Origin of the sequence: Desulfoscipio gibsoniae DSM 7213 (assembly GCF_000233715.2) — a bacterium.
GTDB classification, from domain to species: Bacteria; Bacillota; Desulfotomaculia; order Desulfotomaculales; family Desulfallaceae; genus Sporotomaculum; species Sporotomaculum gibsoniae.
Map to the genome: position 1 here is coordinate 4,626,584 of NC_021184.1, position 15,318 is coordinate 4,641,901.

The 15,318-nt window shown below is 45.2% G+C and carries 10 protein-coding genes; 2 read left to right on the plus strand and 8 right to left on the minus strand.

Going from position 1 to position 15,318, the window contains the following annotated elements; translation table 11 throughout:
- Positions 1 to 55: 55 nt before the first annotated feature.
- From DESGI_RS21635 to DESGI_RS21645, 3 genes are all read right to left on the minus strand, one after another.
- Positions 56 to 3,673 carry an Ig-like domain-containing domain gene (locus tag DESGI_RS21635; RefSeq protein WP_006522377.1) on the minus strand — a complete coding sequence of 1,206 codons (3,618 nt, stop codon included), beginning with the start codon at positions 3,671 to 3,673 and terminating at the stop codon, positions 56 to 58.
- Positions 3,674 to 3,740: 67 nt separating this feature from the next.
- Entirely contained in the window at positions 3,741 to 3,941 is a 201-nt protein-coding gene (locus tag DESGI_RS21640; protein WP_006522376.1) for a hypothetical protein, read from the minus strand.
- Positions 3,942 to 4,277: 336 nt separating this feature from the next.
- Positions 4,278 to 4,931: a hypothetical protein gene (locus tag DESGI_RS21645; RefSeq protein ID WP_006522375.1), complete on the minus strand. Its 654-nt coding sequence runs from the start codon at positions 4,929 to 4,931 to the stop codon at positions 4,278 to 4,280.
- A 473-nt stretch (positions 4,932 to 5,404) separates the two neighbouring features.
- Here DESGI_RS21645 and DESGI_RS21650 point away from each other — a divergent pair, with 473 nt between their 5' ends.
- Both DESGI_RS21650 and DESGI_RS21655 read left to right on the plus strand, forming a co-directional pair.
- Complete coding sequence (locus DESGI_RS21650) at positions 5,405 to 6,856, plus strand: MBOAT family O-acyltransferase (protein ID WP_006522374.1); 1,452 nt, start codon at positions 5,405 to 5,407, stop codon at positions 6,854 to 6,856.
- Positions 6,857 to 6,876: 20 nt separating this feature from the next.
- Positions 6,877 to 7,932 (plus strand): hypothetical protein, encoded by a 1,056-nt coding sequence (locus DESGI_RS21655; protein ID WP_006522373.1) that lies wholly within the window; start codon positions 6,877 to 6,879, stop codon positions 7,930 to 7,932.
- A gap of 82 nt (positions 7,933 to 8,014) precedes the next feature.
- Here DESGI_RS21655 and DESGI_RS21660 read toward each other — a convergent pair whose 3' ends face one another.
- From DESGI_RS21660 to DESGI_RS21680, 5 genes are read right to left on the minus strand one after another with little or no spacing between them, the layout of a single operon-like run.
- Positions 8,015 to 8,836 carry a glycosyltransferase family 2 protein gene (locus DESGI_RS21660; RefSeq protein ID WP_006522372.1) on the minus strand — a complete coding sequence of 274 codons (822 nt, stop codon included), beginning with the start codon at positions 8,834 to 8,836 and terminating at the stop codon, positions 8,015 to 8,017.
- A 38-nt stretch (positions 8,837 to 8,874) separates the two neighbouring features.
- The gene (locus DESGI_RS21665; protein ID WP_006522371.1) at positions 8,875 to 9,624 is read right to left on the minus strand and encodes an ABC transporter ATP-binding protein; all 750 of its coding nucleotides are present in this window, start codon (positions 9,622 to 9,624) and stop codon (positions 8,875 to 8,877) included.
- Positions 9,625 to 10,401 (minus strand): ABC transporter permease, encoded by a 777-nt coding sequence (locus tag DESGI_RS21670; RefSeq protein ID WP_006522370.1) that lies wholly within the window; start codon positions 10,399 to 10,401, stop codon positions 9,625 to 9,627.
- Positions 10,402 to 10,433: 32 nt separating this feature from the next.
- Positions 10,434 to 12,764, minus strand: a complete 2,331-nt coding sequence (locus DESGI_RS21675; RefSeq protein ID WP_006522369.1) for a glycosyltransferase — start codon at positions 12,762 to 12,764, stop codon at positions 10,434 to 10,436.
- A gap of 5 nt (positions 12,765 to 12,769) precedes the next feature.
- Entirely contained in the window at positions 12,770 to 15,079 is a 2,310-nt protein-coding gene (locus DESGI_RS21680; protein ID WP_041285038.1) for a glycosyltransferase family 4 protein, read from the minus strand.
- Between the last annotated feature and the right edge of the window lie 239 nt (positions 15,080 to 15,318).

Below are 15,318 nucleotides of genomic sequence, written 5' to 3' on the forward strand. Positions count from 1 at the left end.
ACGGTTATCTACTGCACAACAGAACCGTCCCCCTGTGTTCCCCTTCCTATGTTTCTTAAGAGTTAACAACGGTAATTGTTACAGTTTTATCTGCGGCTGGTGCTGCTGCGGTGAACACTACATCTGCAGAACCAGGAGTATTTGTTACAGTCCAACCAGTTGTTCCAGCAAATGCTGTTGCAATTTTAGCAGCTACTTGTGCAGCTGTTTCACCATTAGCAACGGCAACTGTTTTCACAACATCGGCACCGCCATCATTGAATGTTACTGTAATATTACCAGCTGCTGTTGCCGGTCCAGATATGGTTAATGTATTAACTTCGGCCGTTCCTGGTGTGGCTGGTACTTCTGGGGCACCCACTGTAATGGACGCTGCAGTTACTGTTCCTTGGCTTGCCGAAGTAACTGCAGTTAATACTGCGGCTGTTTCTTGGCCAGCCTTTTCAGTAAAGGTCAACACGCCAGCCGAATTATCAGTGATTGTGTATTTCGCATTTAAAGTTGCATTTGCTTCAGCAAGTCCTTTTACTTCAGTCGCTGTTACAGCTGCAGTTCCTCCTGTAGCCAATGTTAGTGCTTGACCATCAATTGTTACAGTTTCTGCAGCATTAAAGTTACCTGCAGTAGTATCAAATGTAATTGTATCAACACCAGCTACAGCCGGAACTAATGGTGTTGGAGCAACACCAGCTGCAGTTTGAGCGTTTGATCCAGTGATACCAGTTACTACTGGAATATATATAGAATCCTTGGATTCAGTCGCTGCAAAGTCATTTGCAAAGTTTCCTATAACATCTTTAAGTGTCACGTTATTTGCTAGAGATACAGAAACTTTATCATTAAAGCCAGCTTTAACGATTTTTAGCGCTAAATCTTTATTGCTGTTTGCGTAAGCCACTGTGTAATCAGATGTTGGGACTAATTGATTACCCTTTGAATCCTTCACAACTAAAGCATTAGCTGCAGTAGTAACAGTAGCATCCAGTGCTTCATCAAATTTCACTGTAACTGTATCGCCAGTTACAAGGAACTTACCATCAACCGGCTGAACGGTAGGTTTAACCTTGTCAACAACTGCTACACCTGAACCAGTAGCTACTAATGCAGATTTAACGCCTGTTGATGTTGCTACTGCATCTGCGTCGGCATAAACAGTCAATACTCCACCATCTACACTAGCGTCAGCACCTAGATTATTGTTCAGGGTTAGCACTGCAGATTTCTTATCAGTTGCTAATGTTACACCAGTGACCTGAAGTGCTGCATAAGCAGCTCCACCCTTATCGAACTTAACTTTGTTAGGATCAATTGATTCGATTAAGGTTCCAGCTACAGCGTAAACTTTAATTTGGTTTTTGGCTATCACTTCAACTTTTGTTACATCAATTATGGTGTTGAATGCTGCGTTGGAAACAAATCCTGAAATTAAGCTTTTGCCGCCTGTTCCAAGATCAGCATTTACAAAACTGCTATCAAGAGTATTTCCAGCTGCATCTTTTACTGCGATTACTCTTAAATCTGTAGTAGTTGCAAAAGCAAACTGGGTATCCGGAGCCGCTCTATTAATGGTTATTGTAACAGCCTTATTATCAGCTGCTGCTGCCAGCGATGCACCTTTTACATCTGCTAAAGGACTTCCGCCTAATAGATAGTTAGCGGAACTTGTAAGTGTAGCTGCATCCATAGCCTTATCAAAATAGATGGTAATTTTGCTATCTAATACATCGCCATCGGAATTGAAGTCAGCTCCTGCAGTTTCGTTTACAAATACTGCACTTAATACCTTTGGAGCAACCTTGTCGTTGAAGGCGATTGCCTTAGTTGCTTCCACTAAGAAGTTTTCCCTTATACTATTGTCTTTTACCTGCTCTTTGACAAATTTAAGAGTGTAATTGCCTGCAAGGGTAGCTCCTCCGGTAATTGACACATTGTACACTTTTAAGCTTGGCTTGCTGTCAATGGTTTTTGATGCAATAGCTAAGGAGGTAACAACTTTCTTGTTGTCCTTGTCGTAAAGTTCTAATGCATTGGCATTTCCTGCAAAATTAGTTACATCTTCCGAGAATGTTACCTCTAAAGTGTTGTCAGTGTTTACTTTTACATCTGATACTGTTGGTGCAACTTGGTCATCAGTGGCGGTAAACTTGAACACTTGTTCTTCCTTAATTTCATTACCGTAAGCATCTTTAACGCCTTTTACCTTGATGCTTGCATCAACTAAAGATGCTAATCCTAAATTCGCTGTTAAAGTGAGTTCGAATGTTTGGTTGTCTTTTGTTGCAATACCACCAGCGGCTGTACTAATAGCTTTTGCAGTAGTACCTTCAAACACTTTAATGGTTCCATCTGTTCCGGTGCCTGCTGTTACTGTCGCTCCATCTACTGGCTTGTTGAATTTTACAGTAACTTTGTCTTTAGATGTTGCTGAGGCACTCTCAACTGCCGGTGCGGTAGTATCAGCAACAACAGTTACAGTAAATTCTTTTTCAGCTACAGGTAGATTAGCATAGTCGTTTAACCCTGCAATCTTAACTTTATGATCCCCGACAGTCAAAGCAGTTCCTAATGTTACAGTGACTGTGTTCTCTGTGTCCATTTTTGTCTGATCTATTGTTGCAAAGTAAGCGTTGATTCCATCAATTTTCACCTTGTCTGTTACACCCGCTACAGTTGGGAAATCTTTAATTGGTTCGGAAAAAGTTAGTTCTAAAGTCTTAGGTGATTTAACCGCAATACCTTCAGCTGTCGGTAAGGTTGTATCCATAGCCTGAACAGTGTTTTCAGTCTTAGCTACTTTTTTAGTAGCGTCTGCTTTTGAAGCAACATTTTCTACTACTACCTTGTAGTTTTTCAACTGTGTATAGGTATTAAGTAAGTATGCGGTTTTGTTATCAGCAGCAAGCTTAACTGTTACCCCTGCAATTTGGTTGTTGTTTGCTGCGTCATAAACTCTCAGGTTGGTAGCATTAACAGTGTTTGAAGCAACTTCTTCATTAAATGTTACTGCAATCTGCCTAAGGTTAATAGCACTTACCGATACAACCTCTAAATTAGCCGGGGTTACATCCTTAACAGCTGCTACAGTGGTTTGCCAGGTAAGAGGGGCTAACTTATCCTTAGCATATACAATTACCTGCCTGGCTGATTGAGGAACTGTAACAGTTTTTTCAGCACTGTAACTACCATCACCTAATAACGTATAGTTAGTTCCATCAAAGGCCCAAAATGCATACCATACTTCGGAACCAAAGCATCCAATGTTATTTGCATTGGCCGTGGCTGTGTAGGTGCCGTCAGCATTGGGAGTAACATCCAGGGATACGCTACCTCCCACGTTGAACATTTGACGTTTACCAACTTGCGAGAAAAATGGGTAAGCATCAACAATGTATGTGCCGGGTTTAACATCAGTTAGTGTTAAAGTGTCACTGGCGCTGCCCTGGGCTATATACCAATCTTTGTCCGGGCCAAGTACATAAAATCCATAACCTTCTGCATTAGGTGCTGTCGCCTTAAGGGTTACACTGCTTCCAGCCGCAACCATCTGCTGACCTGGAAACTCGGGCACAAAATCAAGCTGTACTTCATCAGCAGCAAATGCGGGGGCAACTGCAAACAGCATACAAACCATGGCGAAAATTAGCGTTACACTAATTTTTTTACTTAGTTGCATTTAATTATCCATGCCTCCTTATAAATCTTTTGACCTACTGTCAGGGTCCCAACCTTGCTTAATCATGTTAGCCTTCGTCAACGTTGTCTTGGTCATCTTCCCTGGGGTCCCTTTTTGCGGAGAAATAGTGCTTCAGCGCACTTGATACAATTGAAGCCTGACTGACTCCAGTCTCATAGGACAAGCGCACCAGCTGCTCCTTGAGCTCAGGGGTGACCCTTACTTGAAAAGATACATACGCTTTGGAGCGGCTATATGCATTAGCCAATTTGACTCACTCCTCACCTCCCAGTGGAATTTTGAATCTTTGTTTATCACCCCCTAAGCAGGTATCTTGTATTTTTCAGGGACTCATAAACAGCCCTCATTAAGCATGGCTTGAACAAGGGCCGCCTAAGACTTAATAACACTTTGATCAATTAACTAAAAGGATAAAGCTTATTAACAGTTAATGGATTGTATGTTTGTTTGTTTGTATCAACTATTATTCTACGTAAAAATGGTTATTCCTCCAACTAAGTCTATAAAATTCAAATAAATATTTAAACCCCAAAATTCCGTATTAAATGCGTTTCTTGGCAACCGCAATAGAGTTAGCTAATAATTAACTTATTGATATAACCTCTAATTCATCTGAAGAAACTTCGGCTACATCGGCCACACAGGTTTTCCACATTTCGTCTTTCAGTGGAGCTTGTTTGTCCTTGGCATATACGATTACTTGCTTGGCACCACTGGGAATAATAGCAGTATTGCTTGCACTATAGCCATCGCCCATCAGCGTGTAATTTGTTCCGTCAAAGGAATAGAAGGCATACCATACTTCGGAGCCATAGCACCCCAGATTCCGGGCATTGGCTGTAGCAGTGCAGGTTCCGTCAGCATTGGATGTAACATTCAATGATACGCTGCTGTCCACGTTGAACATTTCACGTATACCAACAGTTAAGCCGTATGGGTACATATCAATAATGTACGTACCGGGTTTAACGTCGTTTAAGGTTAAATTGCCGCTTTGGCCGCTATCCACGATCATCCAATCTTGGTCCGCGCCAAGTACGTAATATCCATAGCCGGCCGCATTAGAAGCCGCTGCCTGCAGAGTTACATTACTCCCGGCCTGTACCATCTGCTGGCCGTTAAACGGAGGGACAAAATTCAGCTGCATGTCGTCAGCGGCAAATGCGGGGGCAGCTGCCAGCAGCATATAAGCCATTGCGAAAATCAGCACTATACTAGTTTTTTTATTTAGTTGCATTTAATTATCCATGCCTCCTTATAAATCTTTTGATCTACCAATTCAACTAACTGCCAACCTCCCGTGAACTTGGATCTATCTCATCCCCCCCCTAATATAGGTATCTTGTATTTTTCAGGTACTCATAAGCCGTCCTCGTTAAACGCATTTCCAACAAAAACTGCTTAAGTTTAATATCACAATCAATCGACCCAAAAGAATAGATTTATTAACAATTTGCAGGGTTTCGGGATTTATGTGCTTGTTTGTATCAACTATTTTTCTACGTAAAAATGGTTAATCCTCCAGCAAAATCTGTAAAATAAAAATCCTAAGAAATTTATGTTTAATGCATTACTTGGAAACAACATTATGACAAACCGGCGAAGATGGTGGAAAATATAAAAAGGTAATTTAAAAAAACAGTCGAATTAACTACTAGGCGTTTAATAAGACTGTTTTATTTACCATTTACCATAAGGTGGTATAGCTAGGTGCTATTTAATTCTTATAGCTTCATATTCGTTTTTATACCGCTAACCCTGGGCGCTTTTTACCTTCTGGCCAAATTTAAATTAACCAATGCGGCATTGGCCTCGCTGGTTATAGCATCCCTGATTTTCTACAGCTGTTGGAATATTAAATACCTGCCGTTGCTATTAGCTTCCATATTATATAATTATTATATTGGCAAGCATATTGAAATGGCAAGTACAAAGTCCCGAGCAAAGTTATTTTTAATTATAGGCATTACCGTGGACCTATTGTTATTAGGCTATTTTAAGTACGCTAATTTTTTTGCGGATTCAATTAATAACAGCTTGAATGTACATATTTTCATACCGTCTATTGTGCTTCCCCTGGGTATTTCATTTTATACGTTTACCCAGATTGGCTATTTGGTTGAAGCATATAAAGGTGAAACCAGGAATCAAAGTTTTATTTCCTATTGCCTGTTTGTAACCTATTTTCCCCACCTGATAGCGGGGCCTATTTTAGATCATAAAAAAATAGTTTACCAGTTCCACCAGGCCAAAACTTTTATTTTTACGCACGAAAACATGTCCAAAGGATTAGTTATGTTCATCCTGGGGCTTTTTAAAAAGGTGGTTATGGCGGATAGTCTTATACCGTGGGTTGAGGCCGTGTTCAATCATGCGGATAAGGTTACTTTTGTTGACGCCTGGGTGGGAGCACTTGCTTATACCTTCCAATTATACCTGGATTTTTCGGCCTATTCGGATATGGCTATTGGCCTGGGGTTAATGCTCAATACCCGGCTGCCAATAAACTTTGATTCGCCCTATAAATCCAGGTCAATCATTGAATTCTGGCGGCGCTGGCATATCACATTATCTAATTTCCTTAAAGATTATATTTATATTCCTCTGGGCGGCAGCCGTAAAGGTTATTCCTGCAAAATGTTTAACTTATTGATAACTATGCTGTTGGGAGGGCTGTGGCACGGTGCGGGCTGGACTTTTGTAATATGGGGCGGTATGCATGGCCTCTACTTGGCAGTTAACCATACCTGGCGCAGGCTGCAGCTAAAAATGCCCGGCCTGCCAGCCTGGTTCTTAACTTTCTTTTCCGTTATTATTGCCTGGGTGTTTTTCAGAGCCAATACCATAGCTGATGCTTTAATGATAGTAAAAGCCATGCTTGGGCTGAACGGTATCGTGTTACCGGCCGGGTATCAAGCTTTATTACCTGAACTGGGCGGACTTGGGGTAAAGTTTCAGGATTCTCTGTGCTTGGATGTAGGCATAGTCCACTTGGCAGCGTTGGCGGGGCTGATTTTGTGGGTGACCGTTTTACCAAATACCAATCAGCTTTTAGAAAAATTCCAGCCCAGGTGGTGGTATGGCCTGGCAGCCGGTTTATTGGCCGCCACCAGCATACTGTTTCTTAATAAAATTACCCAGTTCCTATATTTCCAATTCTAGTGCAAAAGGAAAGAGCCATAATGACCTATAAAAAATGGAATTATCTTACAGGATTGACTTTTCTAATTGTTATTTTGTTGGTCGGCACTTTTAATTATGTAATTGACCCGATTCAATTTTACAGAAAGGCCTTTTACCCGCCTTTTTTTAATACTCAGCAGCGCTATCAAAACCCCGGCCTGGCCAGAAATTATGATTATGACAGCATTATTATCGGTACATCCGTTACCGAAAACTTTTTACCTTCCCAGATTCACGAGCAATTGAGGTTTAATACTTTAAAACTTTCCATCAGCGGGTCCACAGCCAAAGAGCAGCACTTAATGGCCGACGTGGCCATTAGAACAGGCAAGGTTAAGAATGTTATTTGGAGTATTGATTATATCACCCTGATCGGCAGCACTGACAGAGTAGCGGATGAGTTCGGGCCTTTTCCCGATTATTTGTATGACAATTTGTTTTACAGCAAGGCGAAGTATTTATTAAACGCATCAACCACCTATGAGTCTTATAAAATATTGCCCGTAATTATGTCGGGCGCCCAGCCCCATAAGCCGAATCTGGAGCTTTTATATAACTGGAACTCGGCCTTCGAGTTTAGCAAGGCATCGGTGGTTCAAAACTGGGATATCTTTAAATACATGGCTTTTGACCCCAATCTTTATGCCCGGCAAAAGCTCAAGGATAATTTTAAGCACAATATCCTCCCCGTTGTTCAAGAGAACCGGGATATCAATTTTTATTTCTTTTTCCCGCCTTACTCGATTTTATTACAGAAAGTTTACTATAATAATGATGTTTTTGACGATTGTATGTATATGAAAGGTTATATAGTTAAGACCTTAAGCCGGTATCCGAATGTTAAAGTATATGATTTTCAAGACTTGGATGATATCACTTTCAACCTTGATAATTATAAAGATGCCATGCATTATTCAGGTGACATAAATGAATACATCATTACTTCCATAGCAGCGGATCAACACCGCTTAACCATGGATAATTATGAAAAACGTATCCATACACTGAATAAACAAGTGCAAAAGCTGGATTTGGACAAAATGTTGGCCAATTAAAAGGATTCATAAAGCTTTTCGCAGGCCGCGAACATATGCTGCCCGGTATGGCGTAAGCATTACCCGCCGGTCTAAATAATCCTTAACCAACCTTGGATATAAGGTTTTTGATTTTGCTGCATATACCGGATCTCGCGCACCAAGCGGAGAATACCTTGTTCCACAGCGTGCCCGTTAACATTTTGAGCCTGGTCAGGGGATTATAATATAAAACTTTATGTTTTCCGTGTATATACTTTATCAATTCACGGCTTGATTTATTGCTTCCGGCCAGCATGGAAGGGCCGTGTTTCCGGTAATAAAACAGGGTGTCCTCCACCCTGTAGCCTACATGCCCGTGCCGGCCAAGCCTGATCCAGAATTCCCAGTCTTCGTATCCGCCCCGCATTTTTTCATCATAGCCGCCCGCTTCTTCCCAGGCGCTTTTGCGGACCAGGGCCGTAGCGGGAATGTAATTATGCTGCAGCAGTTCATAAAAATTGTACCGGCTGGTATACCAAATATAATTTTCCCGTCCGAAAATTTGAGCATAACAGTAAATAAAAGCAAATTCCGGGCGATTTTCCAGCAGCCAGGCACCCAGTTCGATATAGGTTTTGGCTATAACGTCATCGGCATCAAGAGGCAGCACATATTTGCCTTTGGCCGCACGGAAACCGGTGTTCCTGGCCGCCGAAAGGCCCTGGTTTTCCTGGTAAATCACAGTTATACCGCGGTCTGCCAGCCTGCGCAGCACCTCCACCGTATAAGCGTCGGTAGACCCGTCATTAACAATAATAACTTCCACATTGGAATAAGTTGACTGCAGGGCGCTTTCAACCGCTTCTTCAACATACTGTCCATAGTTGTAGCAAGGAATAACCACCGAAACCAGCGGCAGCTCAAAATTTTCCTTAATGTTCAAGCACCTCCCGTAGTACGTTATTTACCGGTCAGAGCTGTTTACTCCTCTACACCCATAAAATTCATGTAAGAATCCAGCACTTCACCGGACGGCCCGAGTTTCATGGGTTCACCTTTATGAAGCCACAGCGTCCGCCTGCAGATGCGGCGAATATCATCGGTGCCGTGAGATACCAGCACCAGACTTATTCCCCGCCCGAGCATTTCCTCAATCCGCCGGGCGCATTTTTGCTGAAAGGCCATATCACCCACCGCTAAAATTTCATCAACAATCAGTATCTCGGGCTCAACTGCCGTAGCTACGGCAAAACCCAGGCGCGCATACATGCCTGAGGAATAGTATTTTACCGGAGTATCAATAAATTGCTCTATTTCAGCAAATTCAACAATTTCATCAAACTTCTTGCGAATTTGGTTTTTATCCAGCCCCAGGATCATGCCGTTGAGATAAACATTTTCACGCCCGGAAAAGTCGGGGTGAAAGCCCGCTCCCAGTTCAATCAACGCTGAACGACGCCCATTGACGGTTATCCTACCGCTGGTGGGGCGCATAGTACCGGTGAGCAGCTTTAGCAGCGTACTTTTACCCGAACCGTTTACCCCGATTACCCCCAGGCTGTCGCCTGCTTCCATCTGGAAAGAAACCCCGTTTAGCGCCCAAAAGTCTTTCATTTCTGAGAAAGCGCGGCGCTCGATAAATTGGTGGATTATTTTGGAAAGCGAATACGCCCTCTGCTGGCGCAGTTGAAATTTTTTGCACAGGTTTTCAACTTCAATATGCAGGCTCATTCACATCACCTCGGCAAAGAGGGGCTCCAGCCAATGAAAAACCAGCCACCCCAGAATAAACACGCCTATGGAAATAAGCAGGGAAATTAGCACCAAATGCCAGTTTGCGCCGTCACCGGCCAGCAGGACGTTCCTCTGCATGTCCACCAGCAGCCCTATTGTATTATAGGCAAAATAGCTGCGTATTTTTTCCGGTACTTGTTCCAGAATATAAAAAATAGGTGATAAGTACAGCCAAAACATAAGAATTATATTAACCAACTGGGCTACATCGCGGTATAGCACATTTAAGGAAGCAACGATATAAGCCAGTCCGAGCGTGTAAAAAAATTCTATGGCCAGCAAGGGCAGCAGTACCAGAGGGTCCCAAACCGGGGTCAAATTATAGTACCAGATGATTAAAACCAGCACCAGCATGGAAAAGGCAAAGTCCACCAGCCTGGCGATTACAGCCGCCGTGGGTAAGATTATCCTTGGGAAGTAGACTTTGGAAAGCAGCATGGCGTTGCCGGTTAAAGAAGTGGCCGCATTGCTCAACGAATTGGCGAACAGGTTCCAATAGGTGAGCCCACAGAACAAGAATACCACATAGGGTATCCCGTTCAGGCCGGTCGCCCGGAAAATATATGAGAATACAAAAGACCAAATAATGGCCATCAGTAGCGGGTTGATTATCGCCCAGTACAACCCCAATACGGAAAGCTGGTAGCGCACCCGTACATCCCGCCAGGCCAGGGCTATGGTGAGATTACTGTAAAGAATTAATTTTTTGTACAAGAGTAGTCCTCCCGCGCTATTTGTCAGCGTTTTTACCTGTTTGCGAATTTAGCAAATAATTGCCTGCTTTTTCTTTTCAGTCCCTTTCCCAGGCTGTGCAGGGATTTTTTTATACCTATGTCTTCTATATCGCCTGCATCGGAAATATAGCCGGCATCTGCCGCAAGATATTGGATGCGGGCCAACTGATCATTTAACGTCGCTATTTCTCTTTCCAGGTGTCGTGCCCTTAATTCCGCGCTCTGCCAGTTATTGCCGGGTGAATTCCAGGTATAAGATGCCCCGTTTGTGTTTAGCAAGCTAAATAACTCTGTCCCGTACCGCTGGTAAGACTCGGCATGCAAACGCGTTATTTCATCATACATACGCAGCACCTGGTTGTCGTTCATCCCCCTGATCATGGAATCGGTCCGTACCCGGTAGCTGGTCAAAAATTCCGGAATGCACACGCCTAGCCGGCCGGATTCATACAGAGAAATCCAGCTTTCGTAATCTTCCAGACCGTAAAGCATTTTCGGGTTGTTCCGGGCAAAATTTATAAAATCGGCTTTCTTCAGCACGCAAATCGCAGCCAGCATGTTGTGCGCCAGCAAAAAGGGGAATTCCAGGTTATAGGCAATGAAACAACCGTGGGCCGCGTCAAAGTAGCGCACCCAGGCATAGACCAGAGAAACATTGTCATACTGATTTAATATTTTAATAGCCCGGCCGTAAAAGTCCGGTTCCACCAGATCGTCCGCGTCCAGCAGCGCCAGAAATTCCCCCCGGGCGTGGGCGGCGCCGGTATTGCGGGCACTGGCCAGACCCATATTCTCGGTATGCACCACCCGCACTTCAGCCGGACCGGTGGCCTCGACTTCGCGCAGTTTATTTATACTGGGCTGATCATTGCTGCCGTCGTTGACAATCACAATTTCCAGGGGCCGGTAGGTGCTATTCAAAGCGCTTTGCAGTGTTTCATCAATATATCTGCCCATATTATAAAACGGAATGACCACGGAAAGCAGTCCCGCCTCCGCCCCGGACTCCACCGGTCCCCGCTCGCGCAATACCGGCCAGGGGTCAAACTGGTTGACGGACGGAAAAATTCGTTTGTCCGCCGCCCGTTTTTTTAATGCTTCAAATACTTCCATGCGTCGGGGCAATACATTTTCATAAGCGGTCATAGACTGTATTTTAGCCCGCGCCCGTCTACCCGTGGCCTGAATCTCAGCAGTTGACATGGATAGTATTTCCTTGATGCTGCGCTCCAGGGAACCGGATTCAGACCAGTCGAATATACGACCGCATTCCGCGCCGCCCACCATCTCTGCCTGGCCGCCCGCCGAAGATGCAATCACGGGTTTGCCCGCATGCATAGCTTCCACACAGGTGAGCGGAAAGTTCTCATATAGTGAAGGCACCAGTACCGCCCGGGCCAGAGCCACTTGCCGTGCGCATTCTTCCGGGGGCAGGTTGCCGGTAAAATGCAAAAACCCCGCATCCACCCAATGACCGTAACACTGCCGCAGGTAATCACCGACGGACATACCCCGGGTATAAAAATCGGTGTCACCGCCCACCATCAGTATTTTAAATTGCTCACCGCTTTGCCACAGCCTGTCGCAGGCAGCGAGCATGGGCACTACACCTTTGCGCAGTTCCATCCGCCCCACATAAACCAGTGTATTTAACTGTTCCGGCGGTTGTTCCGTTAGCTCGGTATTCAACGGCTGCGGTTGTTCAAAGGGCAAGCGAATTACTTTTATATCCAGATTCTCTCGTCCACCGGTAATGGTTTGAGTTACTTTATCCTTTAAAAAATTGCTGGGGCATATAAGGGCATCAGCCGCCAGTATGCTGAACTTTTCCATTCTACCCGCCCAGTATTCGGGCAGTCTGTACGCCGGATACTGATCCAGCGTCAGTATTTCAAAGGTAGGTGTGTGCAGGTGCACTAAAACAGGTACTTGTGAAATACCGGCATAGCCCAGCCATTTTTGCTGCAGCAGGTAATAACCCAGGCCGCCATAATCCTGCACCTCAATTACATCCGGCAACCCCTCCCGGTCCATGTAGCGCCGCACCTGCATGGCATAACAGTAACTGAGCGCCGGCCAGTGGGACATGATATTAAATGGGTAGGCCGGGTGATCATCGGGCTCCGGGCCGGCAGTCTCCTGCCCCAGGTCGTCACAGCCGGAACGGAAGCGTACCACTCTGACCCGCTCCGTCTGGCGCAATTCCTGATTTTCCTGTCCGTGGACAAATACCGTTACTTCATGGCCCGCACCGGCAAACATTTGCACGGCATGTTTCATGTAAGTACCGATGCCGCCACCAAAAAAGGGAGGATATTCTGTCGTTAGAAACCATAACTTCAATTTCTTTACCTCCTGAACTGTTCTAAATCCATAAGCCCGGATAATTTCATCAATCGAAGAATTTTCTTGTTTTCCAGGTAAGTAAACAGTCGGTCCATAGTTAGCTTACATTTTTCCAGCTCATCGCGCAGTTCTTCATTCTCACTGCGCATTTCCTCACCCCTGGCAACCGATTTCTGCAAATCGTCCCATAGGCGCGCGCATTCCTGCTCTTTACTGATGATATATGCTTTCTGTTCTTCCCAGCCAGCCGTCAATCTTTTTATTTCCAACCACATATCCTCACTGGATTTTTCCAGCCCGCCAATATGATTTTGCATAGTCAAATTATTTTTTTGGGCCTCGTCCAGCAAATTTAACAGCAGCCGCATTAGTTCCGGAGCATGCTTTTTTATATACGTACTCTGGTTTTGCACCAGTGCTGGATTAATGCCCGGCCGATCATCGCTGCGCGCAACATCCAACAGCACACAAGGCAATACAGCTATCTTCTTCCCTGCCACTGCCAGCGCACAATAATAAGACCATAGCTTGTAGGGATCCGCGTATTCATCCGGACTTAGCGCTTCCGCCGCTGCACGGCGCCATAGTACGGACAATGAACCAATCGGGTTTTCGGTAAAAATTAAAAAACGATTGAGATCATAGGGGACAATATGTTTTTCTCCCGCGGGGGAAGGACTGTCAAGCGCCGCCCAACCGGTTACCCCCACCGTTTCGCCATCTTCCGACATGGCGGCTGCCGCTCGCCTTAAAAAGTCCGGGCGCAGCTGCGTACCGGGGGTAAGAAAAACAATAAATTCGGCATTTAGCTTATCACTCCAACAGCTTTTCTGGTAACCATCCGATCCGCTGAAAATATCCTCGTCCAAACTAATCCGGGCATCATTAGACAGCGAACCAGGCTCATCATCGAAAGCACCGCCGCCCGCATACCACGCCCGCCAATTGTGGTAATTTAGTGCTGCAAGAGAGTCCATCGTTTGTTGAGGCGGTTTTTTTCCCGTAATAAAAATAGCCACCCGGGGTTCGTGCACCCGACCACCTGGCACGGCAGGTTTAACAACGGTTATCTCCCTCGTATCACTTAGTTTGTGATAAAGCTGTGTTATCGAATTGCCCCTTTCCGGGGTCTGCCAGCGCAGGCTATCCACGATATCCGGCCCGCTAAAAAAATTTTTTATGCCGTGGTAAAGACCTTCCACCGTACCATCGAATTTAAAACAGTTTACACCGGCTGTAAAAAAATCCAGCCCCGGAATATCGCTCACCAATAGCGGTATGCCGATCCAATTTAATTCATGAGCTGCCAGGCAAAAGGTTTCCACCCTGGATGGGAAAATCGCCAGGTCACATTTATTGGCCAGCCGCGGCAGCATACCAGGGTCTATTTTACCGGTAAAAATGAAATTGCGGCTAAATTGCTCCGGTATTAGTTGTTCCAGCCAGGCCCGCATTGACGTTCCGCCGGCCATCGGCACGTCCGGCCCCACCAGGTAAAATTCCGCATGCGGATCATCGCTCCGCAGGTATTCCAGGGCTGCCCGCACCAGCAGGTCCGGGCCTTTGATTCTTTGCATTTTCCCGTAAAACAGCACCCGTCGAGGGCGGTTCGGGTCCGACCTGCGCGGGTGGGTTAATCCCGGCCCCAGTCGCTGGAAATTTGGTGGTGCTGTTAAACAAGGTTTTTCAATATGATAATAACTGCTGTACCAGCGCCGCACTCCCTCGGAAGAAGCCACCCAGCGGTCGCATTTGGCCAAACAGAAGCGTTCCATATCTTTAAGTTGAATATCCGCCGGTGCCATACCGGGTTTACCGTCGGCGGCATCCCAGAGCTCCGCGCTGCCGTGCAAGCGTACCCAGGCCGGGATATGTAGACTGTTTTCTCTGAGCCGGCGCAACTTGAAATATACATAGCCCTGCCCCAGATAGTCGGCAAATTCAATACCATCTACGCTTTCTCTATCCAGTATGTATTGCAGGCATAAGTCTATCAAATAAGACCGCCAGTAGTGATAAAAACGAAAACTACGGCTTTCGATGGCAATTTCGCCATAGGCACTTAATTCCTGCCTGTGGTTGGCTAACAGTTCATTGACCGCGTACACCCTGGCCCGGGGAATATGCTCCACAGCATAGGAATTAAACAAATCACGCGCCTGTTCATCCACATCCAGCAAGAATACGGGTGTAGCACCGTTTTCGGCAAGCAGGCGAGCGTTTTCACTGATCATCCTGCCTATACCGCCGCCGGTGCCCGGCCATATTTCTGTTGTTACGAAGCATATGGTTAAACAATTATTCTTCTCCATAATGTTTGTAAATACTACATTTTAACGATAATCCCTGCTGCAGCCTTTCCCCGGGCACAAGAAAAATGAAGGAACACCAGGACAAATAAACCTGCTATTCCCTTGGTACCGGGTATTGAAAGTTGCTAAACCCAGCGGGGCAGGACAATATTGCGCATTGCCTCCTCTTTTTATATTTACCTGCTTGTTTACCTACAACTACAGATGATAATATATCCGTAATACCCTGTACTATCATA

Excerpts from the sequence above, each read along its gene's own strand:
- DESGI_RS21635 (WP_006522377.1), bottom strand. The coding sequence starts at position 3,673 with ATGCAACTAAGTAAAAAAATTAGTGTAACGCTAATTTTCGCCATGGTT.
- DESGI_RS21645 (WP_006522375.1), bottom strand. The coding sequence starts at position 4,931 with ATGCAACTAAATAAAAAAACTAGTATAGTGCTGATTTTCGCAATGGCT.
- DESGI_RS21655 (WP_006522373.1), top strand. The coding sequence starts at position 6,877 with ATGACCTATAAAAAATGGAATTATCTTACAGGATTGACTTTTCTAATT.
- DESGI_RS21665 (WP_006522371.1), bottom strand. The coding sequence starts at position 9,624 with ATGAGCCTGCATATTGAAGTTGAAAACCTGTGCAAAAAATTTCAACTG.
- DESGI_RS21680 (WP_041285038.1), bottom strand. The coding sequence starts at position 15,079 with ATGGAGAAGAATAATTGTTTAACCATATGCTTCGTAACAACAGAAATA.